This is a genomic window from Euzebyales bacterium, from assembly GCA_036374135.1.
Taxonomy (GTDB): Bacteria; Actinomycetota; Nitriliruptoria; order Euzebyales; family JAHELV01; genus JAHELV01.
In genome coordinates this window covers 74650-90203 of sequence record DASUUK010000035.1, presented here as the reverse complement: position 1 = coordinate 90203, position 15554 = coordinate 74650, and the positions used below count along the sequence as shown (strand labels likewise).

Here is a 15554-nt window from a genome sequence, read left to right as displayed (position 1 = left end):
AGCGTGAGGAACACCGTGATCCCGTCCGTGGCCGCGTGGCACACGGCTGGCGTCCGCACCGTCACGCCTGCCGATCGCGCCACCACGCGTCGAGCAGTGCACGGCCGTCTGCCTCCGTCAGCGGTCCCTTCTCGATGCGCGCGTCGAGGAGGTGCCGGTACGCCTCGCCGACCAGCGGGCCCGGTGCGATCCCGAGGTGCTCCATGATCTGGTGACCGTCGAGCGGCGGGCGCAGCGCGGCGAGTTGCTCCTCGTGACGCAGTGCGACGATGCGCTCCTCGAGCTCGTCCATCGCCGCGGCGAGCGTACGCGCCGTGCGTCGGTTCTGGGTCGTGACATCCGCGCGCGCGAGCGCGTTGAGCCGTCGGAGCTGTTCGTCGGAGCCGGCGTCGCGGGCGTAGCGGCGGACCGCCGAGTCGGTCCACCCCTGCTCCGAGTAGCCGTGGAACCGCAGGTGGAGGTACACGAGCTGCGTGACGTCATCGATCATGCGCCTGGAGTAGCGCAGTTCCGTCATGCGGGCGCGCGCCATGCGGGCGCCAACCACCTCGTGGTGATGGAACGTGACCTTCCCGCCACCGCCGAACCGCCGCGTCGCCGGCTTGCCGATGTCGTGCAGGAGGCCAGCGAGTCGCAGGACCAGGTCATCGGGCTCGCACCGCTCCACGACCGCGAGCGTGTGGGCGTACACATCCTTGTGGTGGTGGGCGGGATCGCGTTCCATGCGCAGCGCTGGCAGTTCCGGCAGGAAGTGGTCCGCGAGGCCGGTCTCGCACAGCAGGTCCAGCCCGCGGCCCGCCTGTTCGGCGACGACGAGCTTGTTCAGCTCGTCGCGGATGCGCTCACGACTGATCGAATCCAGCTGATCCGCCATGGCCGTCGCCGCCGTCCGCGCCTCGTCGTCGACGTCGGCGTCGAGGACGGCGGCGAAGCGCGCGAGCCTGACCATGCGCAACGGATCGTCGCCGAAGCTGGTCTCGGCGGCGACCGGCGTGCGCAGCAGGCGCCTGTGCAGATCGGTCAATCCGCCGAACGGATCGACGAACCTGCGGTCCACCAGGTCGACCGCCATCGCGTTGCACGTGAAGTCGCGGCGTGACAGATCCGTCTCAATGTCGTCACCGTAGGACACCTCGGGATGACGCGACCCACGCTGGTACGTGTCCGAGCGCAGGGTCGTGACCTCGAACGTCGTGCCGTCGCGACGCGCGCTGACCGTGCCGAACCTGGCGCCCGTCAGCCAGAGGTCGTCGGCCCACCCCCGCAGGAGGCGCTCGGTGTCGCCGGGGCGCGCCGTCGTGGCGAGATCGAGGTCCCGACCGTGCGGCCCGTCATGTGTGAGCGGCCCGTACAGCAGCGTGTCGCGCACGGTGCCGCCGACGAGGTACAGCTCGTGACCGTCGTCGGCGAAGCGCGCCGCCAGCTCGTCGGCGGCCGGATAGACCGCGACGAGCTCAGCGAGTTGGCGCTGCTGCGTGTCGGTGTCGGACATGGATGGCCATGCTAGACCGCACGGTGACAGACCAGAGCGCCGGCGAATTATGCTTGCGCTCCATGTCCTCGTACGCACCCAGGCCAGCCCGTCGCGGCGGTCGCGCCCGGTCCGGCTCCGCGGAGTGAGCGGACCCATCCGCAGCGCAGCCGGCATCGACGTGGACGACACCTCACCGCGCCACTCTGCGCTCGTGGCCGCCGGCATCCTGCTGTCGCGGATGAGCGGGCTGGTGCGGACCGCCGTGTTCGGCGCTGTCTTCGGCGTCGGGCCGGTCGCCGACGCGTTCCAGGCGGCACTTCGCATCCCGAACCTCTTGCAGAACCTGCTCGGCGAAGGTGTGCTGTCGGCGTCCTTCATCCCCGTCTACAGCCGTCTGCTGGCCCAGGGACGTGACGAGGAGGCCGGCCGCGTCGCCGGCGCGATCCTCGGGCTGCTGACGGCGTTGACCGGCGTGCTGGCCGTGGTGGGCGTCACCCTGGCGGAACCGATCACCCGGCTGATCGCGGTCGGCTTCACCGACGAACGGCTCGACCTGACCGTCGCCCTGACCAGGATCATGTTCCCGGGCGTGGGGTTCCTCGTGCTGTCGGCGTGGTGCCTGGGCGTACTCAACAGCCACCGGCGGTTCTTCCTCTCGTACGTCGCCCCCGTCATCTGGAACGTCACACAGATCGTGGTCCTCGTGGTCGCGGCGACATTCGTGATCACCGAGGGGCCCGACAGGCTCGAGCAGCTCTCGATCGCACTCGCGTGGGGGGTGCTGGCCGGTGGCGTCCTGCAGTTCGCGGTCCAGATCGGGCCGGTGCTGCGATCCGCCCGCGGGTTGCGGCCATCGCTGGACACCAGCATCCCCGGGGTGCGCACGACACTGCGATCGTTCTGGCCTGTGGTCGCCGGGCGTGGCGTCGTCCAGCTGATGGCCTACATGGACCTGTTGCTCGCCAGCCTGCTGGCCGCCGGCGCGCTCGCCGCCCTGGAGTACGCCACCCGGCTGGCGCTCCTGCCCATCAGCCTGTTCGGGATGAGCGTCGCAGCCTCGGAGCTGCCGGCGCTGTCGTCCCTCGACACCACGAGCGGCGGCCTCGTGGCACGGCGGTTGCGGCCGATGCTGGCGCGGATCGCGTTCTACGTCGTGCCGTCCATCGTGGGGTTCGTCGTACTCGGCGACCTGCTGTACGACGTGGTGCTGACCCCGCTGGCGGCGCGTCAGGTGTGGTTCATCCTGCTCGGTTCGTGCGTCGGCCTGCTGTCGAGCACCTCGTCGCGGCTGCTGCAGTCCGCGCTGTACGCCGGCGGGGACACCCGCACGCCGACGCGCTACGCCATCCTGCGCGTGCTGGTCGCGGCGGCGCTCGGTGCGTTCCTGATGCTGCAGTTCGACCGCCTGGCAGTCACGAACGACGGCGTCATCCTCGACGGCTCGCTACCCGCTCTCACGCCGCTTTCGCAGGCCGCCCGAGCCACCGATGAAGACACGTTCCTGCGGCTGGGAGCCGTCGGGTTGACGCTGGCCGCCGGCATCTCGTCGTGGCTCGAGCTCGGCCTGCTGCGGCGCCACCTGACGCGCATCGGCGCCGTGGGCGTGCGGGTGGGTGGGGGCTGGCTCGCACGGACCGCACTCGCAGGCGTACTCGCGGCCGCGGCCGGTGTCGGGACGCGGATCGCGCTGGCCGCAGAGCCCCTGCTGGTGGTGCTGCCCGCAGCAGCAGCCGCGGTCTGCTCGACCTACTTCATCGCCGCAGGTCTCGCGCGCTTGCCCGAGATCGGTTACATGCTGCGACTGCTGCGCCGGCGGTGACACGGCACGCGGTTCTCTCGACGGGCGCCGAGAAGTACACTCGACGCCTGGTCCAGCCCCTGAGGGCACGTCGTCCGCAGTGAGCAAACGAATGGAACCGGGGCGTACAGCGCAATGGCCGAGGTCGTCGACCACCGGTGTCGCAGCGCGAGCAGTCACCGGCACGCGCGTGAGCACGGTCTGACTGACCGTCGCCGTAGGCGCATGTCATGAGCGACGAAGCCGATCGCACCGGAGTCCTGACGGGCGGCGGGCCCGAGCCCGACCCTTCACTCCCGCCCCGGGTGCTCAGCGACCGCTACCTGCTGGAGGAGCGCATCGCGATCGGCGGCATGGCGACCGTGTGGCGGTCGCACGACGAGAAGCTGGCGCGCACGGTGGCGGTGAAGCTGCTCCACAAGCACCTGTCCAACGACCGCGCCTTCCGCGAGCGCTTCCGCCGGGAGGCCGTCGCGGCGGCCAAGCTGGCGCATCCGGGCATCGTCGGCATCTACGACACGGGCCGTGACGGCGACTGGGTCTACCTCGTCATGGAGTTCGTCCAGGGCGTGACGCTGCGCGAGGTCATGGTGCAGTACGGGCGACTGGATCCCGGCCTCGCCGCGAGCGTCGGCATGCGGGTCGCCTTCGCGCTCGACTTCGCCCATGAGCGCGGGCTCGTCCACCGGGACGTCAAGCCGGCCAACATCCTCCTCGGCCATGAGGGTGCGGTGAAGATGGGCGACTTCGGGATCGTCAAGGTCGAGCACGCACGCACCGAGCTGACCAAGACGGGCATGGTGCTCGGCACGGCCGCCTACGTCGCGCCGGAACAGGTGGAGGACAGCGCGGTCGACGGCCGTGCCGACCAGTACTCGCTGGGCTGCGTGCTGTACGAGGCGCTGAGCGGCCAGCAACCATTCTCGGCCGCGTCGACCGTGGCGATCGCGGCGCAGCGGCTGGATCACGAGCCGCTGGCGCTCCGGTCACTGCGTGCGGACGTCCCGCGCGAGCTCGACGACGTGGTCATGCGTGCCCTCGCGCGCAGCCCGTCGGACCGGCACCCCAACTGTCGGGCGCTGGCCGAGGCGCTCGAACCTTGGGCGCGCGAGGACGACGTCCTGATCGAGACGACCCAGATGCTGGTTCGTGGCGAGACGGTGCCCGACGTCGAGGCGTCGCCCTACGTGTCGCAGCCGATCAACAGCCGATCGTTCATCCGCAGCGAAGGGCGCTGGCTCGCATCCGCGCTGGGCCTGCTGATCGTGTCGGTGCTGCTTATCGCGGCGGGCGTCGCGACCGGCGTGTTCGAGATCCGCGGCGTCCCCCTGCTCACCGTCAGCGGCGACGAGGCGACCCCCGCCGCGGTCACGCCACAGCCGTTGGAGATCGCCGAGCTGTCGACGCTCGACCCGCAGGGATTCCCCCCGACCGAGAACGATGATCTGTTGTCGGCGCTCGTCGACGGCGACCCCGACACACGATGGCGGACCGACACCTACTCGGACGAGGACTTCGGCAACCTGAAGAACGGCCTGGGCGTGGTGGCCGACTTCGGCGAGACCGTGCGGCCCACGACGATGACCATCGGCATCCCGACGGGGGGCATCAGTTTCGACGTCCGCGTCAGCGACGAGCTCACCGACGATCCCGATGCGTGGATGACGGTGGCCGAGCAACGGGCTGCCCAGGGTCCGACAGCGGTCATCACGTTCACCGACGAGCTCGAGGCGAGGTACGTGATGATCTGGATCGTGGCGCCGCTCGTCCAGGAGGACCGCGGCTACACCGCCTCGTTCTCCGAGATCTCGGTCGAGGGCGTCAGGAGCGGCGGCCAGTAGGCCATGACGACCGACGACGAGCTGGTCGCGCGCGCCCGCGCGGGCGACGACGGCGCGTTCGACGCCATCGTGGAGCGGTACGCCGATCATGTGTACGGGGTGTGCCTGCGCTACTTCCGTGATCCCCACGACGCCGACGACGCGTTCCAGATGGCCTTCCTCGCCTGCTACCGCGGACTGCGCGGCTTCCGCGGTCGCGCCCAGCTGTCGACCTGGCTGTACCGCGTGGCCACCAACGCCTGCCACGATCTCGCGCGCCGGCGGGCCCGCCGGCCACGTACCGTGCCGCTCGATGACGAACGTCGCGCTGTGGGCGCCGTCGACCAGTCGGCGGTCGACCGCCTGGCCGCCGCCGAGCTGCAACCGGCCCTGGTCGACGCGCTGAACCACCTGGACGACGACCAGCGCCAGGCGGTCGTCTTGCGCGATGTCATCGGTGCGAGCTACGCGGAGATCGCGAGCGCCCAGGGTGTCGCGGTCGGGACGGCGAAGTCACGGGTGCACCGCGGCCACGCACGTCTCGCCGAACTGCTGGCCCCGACCGGGAACCGATCCGAGGCCTTAGGACCTCCAACCGTGCAGGACTGACTGCGCATGCGTGACGATCACCAGACCTCGACGGACGCCGTGGACGACGGCGAGCTGCTGGCCGCCTACCTCGACAGCGAGACCGACGACACCACGACCGCCCGGCTGGAGCGGCGCCTCGCCGACGATGCGGCGCTGGCCGAGCGGCTCGACGCGATCGCACAGGTCCGCATGCGGATGCAGCGGCTCTCAGAGGTCTCCGCACCGGACGAGGCGCGGCAACGTCTGCGCGAGGAACTGGCGCGCGTGCGCGGCGGCACGACCGTCGGCGGGCCTGCCGGCGCCGATGCGCCGACGGGCGCAGGACGCCGCCGGTGGTGGGCGCTCCGCGCCGGACCTGCGTTGGCAGCGGCGGCGGTCCTGGTCATCGCCGTGTTCGGTGCCGCGACGCTGCTCAGACCCGTCGGCGGCAGCGAGGAGAGCGGCGAGGCGCTCGTCGCCGACGAGGGAGACGCGGCCGAGGCGGCCGGTGCTGGCGGAGCAGACGACGCCCCGCAGGCGGACGAGCAGCCCGCCGGGGAGGCCGCCGACACTGCCGCGGCGCAGGCGCAGGCGGCCCCGGTGGACAGTGACAGCGAGATCGCCACACGCGCCCTGGAGCTGCGCGCCGATGCGCCGGACGATCTGCGGGCGCGCGAACGGCAGCTGCGCGAACGCGCCGGCCTGCCGACCGACCGGCTGTGCGTCACCGAGCTCGACGCGGCGACGGTTGATCTCGTGGACGAGGACGGACGTGTCGCGCTGGCCATGCTGTTGTCCGACGTCGACCAGATCGTGCTGCTCGTGCCACGGACGTGCGCCGCCATACGCACCATCCCGGCGTCGCGATGACCTGACCGGTCACCCCGCCCGGCGGCGTCCCGCCACGAGCTCACCGCGGCGCTCCGCCGCCTGCGGCCTCAACCCTGCAGACCGCGCCCGGCCAGCCAGACGGCGACCGGATAGGCGAGCACGGCGAGCCCGGAGGCCGGCAACAGCGTGCCGAAGCCCACCAGGAAGGCGACGGCCACGGCGATGGCCGCGAGGCCCATCGCGATGCCGAGGAACGGTTGCTGGCTCTGTCCGCGCGTGCTCCAGCGCACGACGCGTCCCAGGCCGAAGCCGAGGACGCCTGCGAGTATCAGCGAGCCGATGCGCACCGCGGCGACGAGTTGGGCGTAGACGATGCCGCCGGCCACCGCCGCGACGAGACCGACGCCGATCGCCCGGACGTAGTGCTGCGGCTTGCCCAGGGCGCGCGCCGACCGTGGCGTGCGGGCACAGCTGGGGCACTTCTGGCCCACGGCCGCGGTGCGGACGCAACGCGTGCATATCGGGTCGCCGCATGCCGAGCACGAGAGCCGCGTCTCGGTGTCAGGATGGTTGACGCACGTCTGCACGATCTTCGCCACATCACGCATTCTAGGCGCGAGGGCCGGTACCCGGCGCTCCGGCGGGGTCCCGGGCGGCAGAGGAATATCCTGCACAGCGCCGTGCGTTGGCCAGGGGTGGCTGGACGATCCCGCCAGAAGGACAGGAAAGCACATATGAGCGACGACGTGATGCACGACGTCATCATCATCGGGTCCGGACCCGCCGGGCTGACCGCCGCGCTGTACGCGGCGCGCGCCGCGCTGGAACCGCTGATGATCGAGGGCCGTGCCGCCGGTGGTCAGTTGATGTTGACCACCGACGTCGAGAACTACCCGGGCTTCCCCGACGGCGTGATGGGGCCGGCGCTGATGGCGGACATGCGCAAGCAGGCCGAGCGGTTCGGCGCGCGTTTCGTGTCCGCCGACGTCGACGAGGTCGATCTGGCGGCCGGTTCCCCCTTCACGGTGCGCGTCGGGGGGGACCGCTATCAGGCACGGACCATCGTCGTCTCCACCGGGGCCAAGGCACGGTGGCTCGACCTGCCGGGCGAACAGCGGTTGATCGGCAAGGGTGTCTCGAGTTGCGCGACGTGCGACGGCTTCTTCTTCCGTGACCTCAAGCTCGTCGTGGTCGGGGGCGGCGACTCGGCGATGGAGGAGGCGACGTTCCTGACGAAGTTCGCCAGCTCGGTGACCGTCGTCCACCGACGCGACGAGCTGCGCGCCTCGCAGGTGATGCAGGACCGCGCGTTCGCCAACGAGAAGATCGACTTCATCTGGAACGCTGAGGTCACGGCCGTGCTCGGTGACGAGAAGGTCACGGGTGTCGAGCTGACGGACACCGTGACCGGTGACCGCCATCAACTGGCGACCGACGGCCTGTTCGTGGCGATCGGGCACGATCCCGAGACCGCGTTGTTCGCCGGACAGCTCGAGCTCGACGACCAGGGGTACATCGTCGTGGACGAGCCGAGCACGCGCACCAGCGTGTCCGGGGTGTTCGCCGCGGGCGACGTCGTCGACCACACGTACCGCCAGGCGGTCACGGCCGCCGGCATGGGCTGCAAGGCCGCCATCGATGCCGAGCAGTGGCTGGGCATCAACGCGCACAACTGGTAGCGTCGGCCGGCCGAGCCTGCCAGCGCACGCGCGGAATATTCTCGGCGTACGCACCGTTGGAACGCACGTTGGTCGCCGTCGAGCAGCGACCAACACGAGTCTGCGATCCACACATCCACCCGGAAAGGTAGAAGATTGAGCAACGCCACAGCCGTGACCGACACCAGTTGGGACACCGAGGTCCTGCAGGCCGACAAGCCGGTGCTGGTGGACTTCTGGGCGGAATGGTGCGGCCCCTGCCGGATGGTGAGCCCCATCGTCGACGAGGTCGCCGGCGAGCACGCCGACGACCTCAAGGTCGTCAAGCTCAACGTCGATGACAACCCCGACATCGCGCGGCGGTACCGGGTGATGTCGATCCCGACGTTGATGGTCTTCTCGGACGGCGACGAGCGCAAGCGTATCGTCGGCGCACGCGGCAAGGCACAGCTGCTCAGCGAGATGTCGGAGTTCCTCTAGAAGGGCACGTCGGTGCGCGACGCGTCGCGCACCGAGACGGTAACGTTGCCGTCCGTGGAACCAGATGCAGGGCTTCGGCGTGGCGCGGACGGGCCTGACGTTGCGGACGTCCAGCGACGGCTCGGTCGGTTGCGCATCGACGAGGTGACCGTCAGCGGTCACTTCGACGAGCGCACCGAACGCGCCGTGCGGCAGTTCCAGCGCCTACGCGGGTTGCCCGCCGACGGCGTGGTGACCGACGAGACCTGGCGCGTGCTGGTGGAGGCCGGGTACGCGCTCGGCGACCGGTTGCTGCTGCGGACGCGCATCCCCCTGCGCGGCGACGACGTGATGGATCTGCAGCTGCGACTCAACCAGCTCGGATTCGATGCCGGCAACGAGGACGGCATCTTCGGCCGCGCGACGCAGTCGGCCGTGGAGGAGTTCCAACGCAACACGGGACTGGCCGTCGATGGACGTGTCGGCCCCGCGACGGTCCATCAGCTGCAGCGTCTGCGGCGGGACCACCAGCGCGCAGGAGCGGGCGTGCGTGCGCGGCAGCGCGAGCGGTTGCGCGAGTGGATCGGTCAGAACCTGACGAGCCGGCGGCTGCTGATCGATCCCGCCCACGGGCCGCAGCATCCCGGACAGACCGGGCCGGGCGGCGCGGTGGAAGCCGACGTGACCTGGGCGATCGCCAGCCAGCTCGCGGCGCGACTGAACGCCACGGGCGCGAGCGCGTTCCTCTCCCGGGGCCCGGACACGTCGCCGTCGGGGAGCGAACGGGCGCGGCTGGCGAACGAGCTCGATGTCGACGCGGTCGTGTCGATCGGGACGAACTCGCTGGCCAACCCCCGTGCACGCGGAGCCGCGACGTACTACTTCGGCACCCAGCAGTTCGTGTCGGAGTCCGGTCAGCGGCTCGCCACCGCGCTCCTCGACGAGCTCGTGGTCCACGACTGGGTTCCCGACTGCCGTGCGCACGCGATGACCTGGGCGATCCTGCGCGAGACCCGCATGCCCGCCGTCGTGGTCGAGCCGGGCTTTCTGAGCTCGCCGGCGGACGAGGCGCGCCTGACCGCACCGGGCTCGCAGGCGGTGATCGCCGAGGCCCTGCTCACGGGCATCTCGCGGTTCTTCGCCGCACCCCTGCCGGCGGCGGTCGCCTGAGGCGCGTCACGACGTCGTGGGCGCCGTCCGAGGATCGCGACGGCCGAGAACCGCACGTACGCCTTCGAGGGCGTGCTCCATCGCCTCCTGCCAGCGCACGGTCTGCCGTAGGTCGAGGCGCAGGAGCGGGTAGCGAGGGTGCTCGTGGAGCACCGTGAACCCCACTGCCTGGAGGAACCCCTCGGGAAGCAGGCACGTGGACGTGGGTGTCCGCGCGCCTGTGGCCTCGACGGCGCGGAAGCCGGCATCGTGCGCGTGACGGAGCACACGGTGCAACAGCATGCGCGCGACACCGGCGCCGCGCGCATCTGGGTCGACCCAGATCGTGGTGAGGACCAACGCGTCGTCGCTCGGTTTGGTCCCGAGCCGCCGCGTCCGGTTGGCCTGTTCCGCAGGAACGTAGGCCGCGTAGGCGATCGTGTGCCCGTCCTGTCGCAGGAGCAGACCGGGCGGCCCCCAGTCGAGCTCCATGGCGCGCCACCACAGCTTCTTGGCCTCAGCGGCCTCGTCGGCGCGCGCCGGCTGGGGACCACGTGGCGAGGTGGGAAGCTCCCAGAACGTGCACGTTCGACACTCCTGCGGTAGGCGATCGACGTCGTCGCCGAGCAGGCGATGAACGCGGGCGCTCACCGACGGTCCGGGCGGCGCGGCAGCAGGAGCGCGAGCAGCGCGCCGATCGCCAGGCCGACGCCGAGGCCGATCACCGCCCGCCACACCGGCGTCGGTCCGACGTCGACCACGTCGCCGGCGTCGACGGGTCGCGTGTTGCGCACTTCGCCACCTTCTCGCAGATCATTTGCGGACCGCCGGTTCAGCGGCCGCAGTGCGCAGTGTACGGCGCTCACACGACATCCACCCACGACGTGTTCGGCGGTCCGCGCGGCCGCCCGATAGGCTCCATCGCCAACGACCGCGACGCACGGCGACGCAGCGAGGGCGCGAACGATGACCGAGGTCCAACTCGACCCGTACCAGCAGCGCTACGCACGACGCGCGCGAGGCATGACCGCGTCAGAGATCAGGGCGCTCTTCGCCGTCGCCACGCGACCGGAGATCGTGTCGCTCGCGGGCGGTATGCCCTACACGGCTGCACTCGACAACGACGCGATCACCGAGGTCACGACCGCCGTGCTGCGCGATGCCGGCCCAGCGGCGCTGCAGTACGGAGGAGGCGAGGGCCTCGCCCCGCTGCGCGAGCGGCTGGTCGACGTGATGGCCGCCGAGCACCTGAAGGTCCATCCGGACGACATCGTGGTGACCAACGGTGGACAGCAGGCCCTCGATCTGCTCGCACGCCTGTTCTGCAACCCCGGCGATCTCGTCTTAGCCGAAGGTCCTGCGTATGTCGGTGCATTAGGTGCGTTTTCATCATATCAAGGTCATGTCATTCATATTGACATGGACGCTCATGGGCTGATCCCCGAGGCACTCGACGACACGATGGCCGCGCTCGCCGACGCCGCGCGCACGCCGAAGTTCCTCTACACCGTGCCGAACCACCAGAACCCCGCCGGTGTCTCCCTTTCGCTGCGACGCCGCGAGCAGTTGATCGAACGGGCGGAACGGTACGACCTGCTCCTGGTCGAGGACAACCCGTACGGTCTGCTCGATTTCAAAGGTGAGCAGCTGCCGTGCCTCCACACGATGGCGCCGGATCGAGTGATCTACCTCGGGACGTTGTCGAAGATCTTCTCCCCGGGCATCCGCATCGGCTGGGCGGTCGCTCCTGCGCCGATCCGTCGCAAGCTGACACTGCTCAAAGAGACGGCCGACCTCAGCCAGTCGAACCTGACCCAGTACGTCGCGGAGCGTTGGTTGTCGACCCAACCGTGGCTCGACCAGGTCCAGCAGTTCCGGGATCTGTACCGGGAACGATGCGACGCGATGCTCGAGGAACTGACCCGTCAGATCGGCGATCAGTGCACGTGGAGCGTCCCGACGGGCGGCTTCTTCGTATGGCTGCGTCTGCCGGCCGGCATGGACAGCAAGGAGATGCTGCCCGGCGCGCTGCAGGCCCGGGTCGCCTACGTGCCGGGTCGGGCGTTCTACGCGGACGGATCGGGCGAACGCGAGATGCGGCTGTCCTTCTGCTTCCCGACGAGCGAACGGATTCGGGAGGGCGTGCGCCGCCTCGCCGGCGTCATCCGTGAACAGACGGCCTTGCAGGCGGCGTTCTACGGCGCCGCGGGGGAGGGAAGCGGGGCATGACGATCGCTGTGTTGTCCGGCGGGAGCAGCTTCGAGCGGGAGATCAGCCTCCGCTCCGGCAAGCGCGTCACCGAGGCGTTGCGTGATCGCGGTCACGACGTCGTCGAACTGGATCTCGACGCTGACCTTGTCCGCGCGTTGACGGAGGAGTCGATCGACGTCGTCTTCCTGGCACTGCACGGCAAGGCCGGGGAGGACGGGAGCATCCAGCGACTGCTGGATCTGCTGGGCCTGCCGTACACGGGCTCACGTGCGACGGCATCGGCGCTGGCGTGGGACAAGGGTGTCAGCAAGGGCATGTTCCGCCGCCACGGCATCTCCACGCCCGACTGGCAGGTCCTCAGCGCGGACGCCGTACGCGAGTACGGCGCAGGCAAGGCGTTGGCGCGCATCGCCGACGGCCTGCAGTTCCCGCTCATGGTCAAGCCGGTCCAGGGTGGGGCGTCACTCGGTGTCCGCCGCGTGGATCAACGCGACGCCCTCGCCCCAGCCGTCATGTCGGCGTTCCACTACCACTCGGCCGTACTGCTCGAGCAGGTGGTCACGGGGACCGAGGTCGCGGTGTCGATCGTCGACGGTCGACCGCTGCCAGCCGTCGAGATCCACCCGAAGGAGGGTGCCTACGACTTCGCCGCCCGGTACACGCACGGGGCGACCGACTTCCACGTGCCGGCCCGCCTTGACGGCGAAGTCAGCGACGCCTGCGCCGAGACCACGCTGGCGTCATGGGAGGCGCTCGGATGCCGCCACGTCATGCGGGCCGACCTCATGGTGGACGCCAGCGGCGCCCCCTGGGTGCTCGAGGTCGACACCTGCCCCGGCCTCACGGAGACATCGCTGCTGCCGTTGGCCGCGCAGGCGGCAGATCTCGCGTTCGATGCCCTCTGCGAGCGCATCGTGACGTTGGCACGGGACGCAGCGACGAGCTGACGCGCATGGCGGCGCATTCCGCCGTCGACACCCGTCGTCGCGAACCGCCGTGTCGTCGTCCGGCCGCGATCCTGGCGCGCTCGAGCGAGGCGCGCCGGTCGGATGGTCTGGTGATCCCCGCGCAGGGTCCATGATCTAGAGCGGCTGTTCCTGCTGTAGTCCCGTGCCGACCCCGCCTTCGAGCACACCCAGCAGGCGCTGCAGATCCTTGTGGCCCGAGAAGTCGATCACGACCTGGCCGCGGCGAGCGGTTCCGGTGATTCGCACCTTCGTGGCGAACACATCCGACAGACGCTGCTGGAGGCCTCCGAACGGCGACAGTTGGTGCTCGGCAGGGCGGTCCTGCGCGACCTGCTCCTCCAGCAGCCGACGTACCAACCGTTCGGCGGCGCGGACCGACAGTCCCTCTGACACGATCCGCTCGGCCGCGGTGCGCTGCAGTGCCACGTCCTCGATCGCGAGGAGGGCGCGCGCATGACCCGGCGACAACGCGCCGGACGCCACCTGCCGCTGCAGGTCGGGACCGAGGCTCAGCAGGCGCAGCGTGTTGGTGATCGCAGACCGCGATCGGCCCAGGCGAGCCGCCAACTGCTCGTGGGTGAATGCGAAGTCGTCGAGCAGTTGCTGGTAGGCCGCCGCCTCCTCGAGCGCGTTGAGATCCACGCGGTGGATGTTCTCAACGAGCGCCTCGGTCAGGATCTGATCGTCCTCGGTGTGACGTATGACAGCGCGGATCTCGCGGAACCCCGCGAGTTGCGCAGCGCGGAACCGGCGCTCGCCGGCGACGATCTGGTACCGGTCGTCACCCAGTTCGCGCACAACGATCGGCTGGAGCAGGCCGACTGTCTGGAGCGACTGGGCCAACTCGGCGATGCTGTGCTGGTCGAACGCGTCACGTGGCTGGCGCGGATTCGGTTCGATCTGCTCCAGCGCGATCGTGCGCAGGCCGCCGCGTTCCGCGGTGGCGGCCGGGATCAGCGCCTCCAATCCTCGACCCAGCCCACCCGTTCGGGTCATGATGTGCTCCTCGTTGCCTCAGCCGCCACTACGCGCTCCCACACTTCGGAGGCCAGTCGATGGTACGCGACCGCGCCGCGTGAGCCGGGATCGAAGACCGTGATCGGCTGGCCGTACGACGGCGCCTCCGCGAGACGCACCGACCTCGGGATGCGGGTGCGGAACACGAGGTCCCCGAAGTGGCGCCGAACCTCCTCGGCCACCTCGTGTGACAGCTTCGTACGGCCGTCATACATCGTCAGTGCGAACCCGGTTATCTTCAGATCGTGGTTGAGCGTCTGTCGGATGAGCTCGGCATTGCGTGTCAATGCGCCGAGTCCCTCCAGGGCGTAGTACTCGCACTGGATCGGCACGACGACACCATCCGCGGCCGATAGTGCGTTGATGGTCAGCAGTCCGAGACTGGGCGGGCAGTCGACGATGATGATGTCGTAGTGATCGCGCACATCGTCGAGTGCGCGCCGCAGTTGCCGTTCACGGCTCAGTGCGCTGACGAGCTCGATCTCGGCACCCGCGAGGTCGATCGACGATGGCAGCAGCCACAGGTTGGGGATGTCGGTCTGCTCGATCACCTTCGCGGACGGCATGCCATCACTGAGCACCTCGTAGATGCTCGGCTGATCGCCACGCAGGCGTATGCCGACCCCCGACGTGCAGTTGGCCTGCGGATCACTGTCAACGAGCAACACGCGCACCGACTGCTGCGCGAGCGCTGATGCGAGGCTCACGGCGGTGGTCGTCTTGCCGACGCCGCCCTTCTGGTTGGCGACGACGATGATCGACGCCGGCACTCCTCGACGACCGCCTTCGTGTTTCACGTGAAACTGCTCATCTGCACGCCAGTAGCCGTACCAACGGTCCTTGCCGTCAGGCAGTGCTGACACTGGGCCCTCCACCGTCCGCGCGCAACAGAACTCGCTGAGTCTTGGGGAAGTCGGCTGGGACTGCTCCCGTCCCGGACAGCCGCACCAACCACGTCGGCCGGATCGTACCCTCGACCTGCTCCACGTTCTCGACCACCAGACCGATCCGCTTCAGCATTGGCCGTGCCGACCCGACATCCTCGTGAGCGCGCGGTCCTCGGATCGCGACCACATCGCCCGTCGTGACGAACGGCCGTGCCAACGCCGCGGTGACGGTCAGCGTACCGGCGGCGCGGCTGATCACGCCGTCGAACGCCGCGCGGTAGTTGTCGTCGGCCGCGAGATCTTCGGCACGCGCATGCACCGGCTCGACGTTGTCCAGACCCAACTCCTCGGCAAACCTCGCCACCTGCCGGATCTTCTTCCGGCGCGCGTCGACCAGCGTCCACCGCACCGAAGGAAACGCGTGTGCCAGCACCAGGCCCGGCAGTCCCCCGCCGGTCCCGAGGTCCATCCAGCGCCCGCCGGCCTCGATGGCCAACCGGCCCGTGATCGCCACACATTCCGCCACATGGATGCGTCGGACATCAGCCCTGTCGCGCCGGGACACGAGGTTGACGGGCGAGTCGGCGATGAGCGCGGCGAGCCGCGCCGACCACACCGCGCCGACCGGCCACGGCTCAACGGCCATGGCTCACCGTGACGCGCGTGATCGGGGGACCGGCCATCGCCCTCGCGCGGGCGAATGTTTCACGTG

General features: G+C 69.9%; 16 protein-coding genes. 9 read left to right on the top strand and 7 right to left on the bottom strand.

The window, feature by feature from the left end; translation table 11 throughout:
* Positions 1 to 61 precede the first annotated feature (61 nt).
* Complete coding sequence (locus VFZ70_06110) at positions 62 to 1492, bottom strand: CCA tRNA nucleotidyltransferase (GenBank protein ID HEX6255367.1); 1431 nt, start codon at positions 1490 to 1492, stop codon at positions 62 to 64.
* Between the two features lie 124 nt (positions 1493 to 1616).
* On the opposite strand from VFZ70_06110, the gene murJ reads away from it, so the two are divergent.
* From murJ to VFZ70_06090, 4 genes are all read left to right on the top strand, one after another.
* A complete protein-coding gene (gene murJ / locus VFZ70_06105) occupies positions 1617 to 3293 on the top strand; it encodes a murein biosynthesis integral membrane protein MurJ (GenBank protein ID HEX6255366.1) in 1677 nt (558 codons plus the stop codon).
* A gap of 209 nt (positions 3294 to 3502) precedes the next feature.
* A complete protein-coding gene (locus VFZ70_06100; protein HEX6255365.1) occupies positions 3503 to 5113 on the top strand; it encodes a protein kinase in 1611 nt (536 codons plus the stop codon).
* A 3-nt stretch (positions 5114 to 5116) separates the two neighbouring features.
* On the top strand, positions 5117 to 5701 hold the full coding sequence (locus VFZ70_06095; protein ID HEX6255364.1) for an RNA polymerase sigma factor: 585 nt from the start codon (positions 5117 to 5119) through the stop codon (positions 5699 to 5701).
* 6 nt (positions 5702 to 5707) lie between these two features.
* Positions 5708 to 6532 carry a hypothetical protein gene (locus VFZ70_06090; protein ID HEX6255363.1) on the top strand — a complete coding sequence of 275 codons (825 nt, stop codon included), beginning with the start codon at positions 5708 to 5710 and terminating at the stop codon, positions 6530 to 6532.
* Between the two features lie 68 nt (positions 6533 to 6600).
* Here VFZ70_06090 and VFZ70_06085 read toward each other — a convergent pair whose 3' ends face one another.
* On the bottom strand, positions 6601 to 7092 hold the full coding sequence (locus tag VFZ70_06085; protein HEX6255362.1) for a hypothetical protein: 492 nt from the start codon (positions 7090 to 7092) through the stop codon (positions 6601 to 6603).
* Positions 7093 to 7227: 135 nt separating this feature from the next.
* Between VFZ70_06085 and trxB the strand changes: the two genes are divergently transcribed.
* The 3 genes from trxB (at position 7228) to VFZ70_06070 (ending at position 9780) form a co-directional block, all read left to right on the top strand.
* Entirely contained in the window at positions 7228 to 8172 is a 945-nt protein-coding gene (gene trxB / locus VFZ70_06080) for a thioredoxin-disulfide reductase (protein HEX6255361.1), read from the top strand.
* A gap of 105 nt (positions 8173 to 8277) precedes the next feature.
* The gene (gene trxA, locus VFZ70_06075; protein ID HEX6255360.1) at positions 8278 to 8631 is read left to right on the top strand and encodes a thioredoxin; all 354 of its coding nucleotides are present in this window, start codon (positions 8278 to 8280) and stop codon (positions 8629 to 8631) included.
* A gap of 54 nt (positions 8632 to 8685) precedes the next feature.
* Complete coding sequence (locus tag VFZ70_06070) at positions 8686 to 9780, top strand: peptidoglycan-binding protein (protein HEX6255359.1); 1095 nt, start codon at positions 8686 to 8688, stop codon at positions 9778 to 9780.
* Between the two features lie 6 nt (positions 9781 to 9786).
* Here the strand turns inward: VFZ70_06070 and VFZ70_06065 are convergent, their stop codons facing one another.
* Together VFZ70_06065 and VFZ70_06060 are read right to left on the bottom strand one after the other, a co-directional pair.
* Positions 9787 to 10410, bottom strand: coding sequence for a GNAT family N-acetyltransferase (locus tag VFZ70_06065; protein ID HEX6255358.1), 624 nt, complete (start codon positions 10408 to 10410; stop codon positions 9787 to 9789).
* The gene (locus tag VFZ70_06060) at positions 10407 to 10553 is read right to left on the bottom strand and encodes a hypothetical protein (GenBank protein HEX6255357.1); all 147 of its coding nucleotides are present in this window, start codon (positions 10551 to 10553) and stop codon (positions 10407 to 10409) included. Before VFZ70_06060 ends, VFZ70_06065 begins: the two co-directional genes overlap by 4 nt.
* Positions 10554 to 10725: 172 nt before the next feature.
* Between VFZ70_06060 and VFZ70_06055 the strand changes: the two genes are divergently transcribed.
* Positions 10726 to 11988 (top strand): PLP-dependent aminotransferase family protein, encoded by a 1263-nt coding sequence (locus VFZ70_06055; GenBank protein ID HEX6255356.1) that lies wholly within the window; start codon positions 10726 to 10728, stop codon positions 11986 to 11988.
* Positions 11985 to 12917, top strand: a complete 933-nt coding sequence (locus tag VFZ70_06050; protein ID HEX6255355.1) for a D-alanine--D-alanine ligase — start codon at positions 11985 to 11987, stop codon at positions 12915 to 12917. Before VFZ70_06055 ends, VFZ70_06050 begins: the two co-directional genes overlap by 4 nt.
* Positions 12918 to 13052: 135 nt before the next feature.
* Here VFZ70_06050 and VFZ70_06045 read toward each other — a convergent pair whose 3' ends face one another.
* From VFZ70_06045 to VFZ70_06035, 3 genes are read right to left on the bottom strand one after another with little or no spacing between them, the layout of a single operon-like run.
* On the bottom strand, positions 13053 to 13934 hold the full coding sequence (locus VFZ70_06045) for a ParB/RepB/Spo0J family partition protein (GenBank protein ID HEX6255354.1): 882 nt from the start codon (positions 13932 to 13934) through the stop codon (positions 13053 to 13055).
* The gene (locus VFZ70_06040) at positions 13931 to 14818 is read right to left on the bottom strand and encodes an AAA family ATPase (GenBank protein HEX6255353.1); all 888 of its coding nucleotides are present in this window, start codon (positions 14816 to 14818) and stop codon (positions 13931 to 13933) included. Before VFZ70_06040 ends, VFZ70_06045 begins: the two co-directional genes overlap by 4 nt.
* Entirely contained in the window at positions 14802 to 15488 is a 687-nt protein-coding gene (locus VFZ70_06035; protein HEX6255352.1) for an RsmG family class I SAM-dependent methyltransferase, read from the bottom strand. Before VFZ70_06035 ends, VFZ70_06040 begins: the two co-directional genes overlap by 17 nt.
* Between the last annotated feature and the right edge of the window lie 66 nt (positions 15489 to 15554).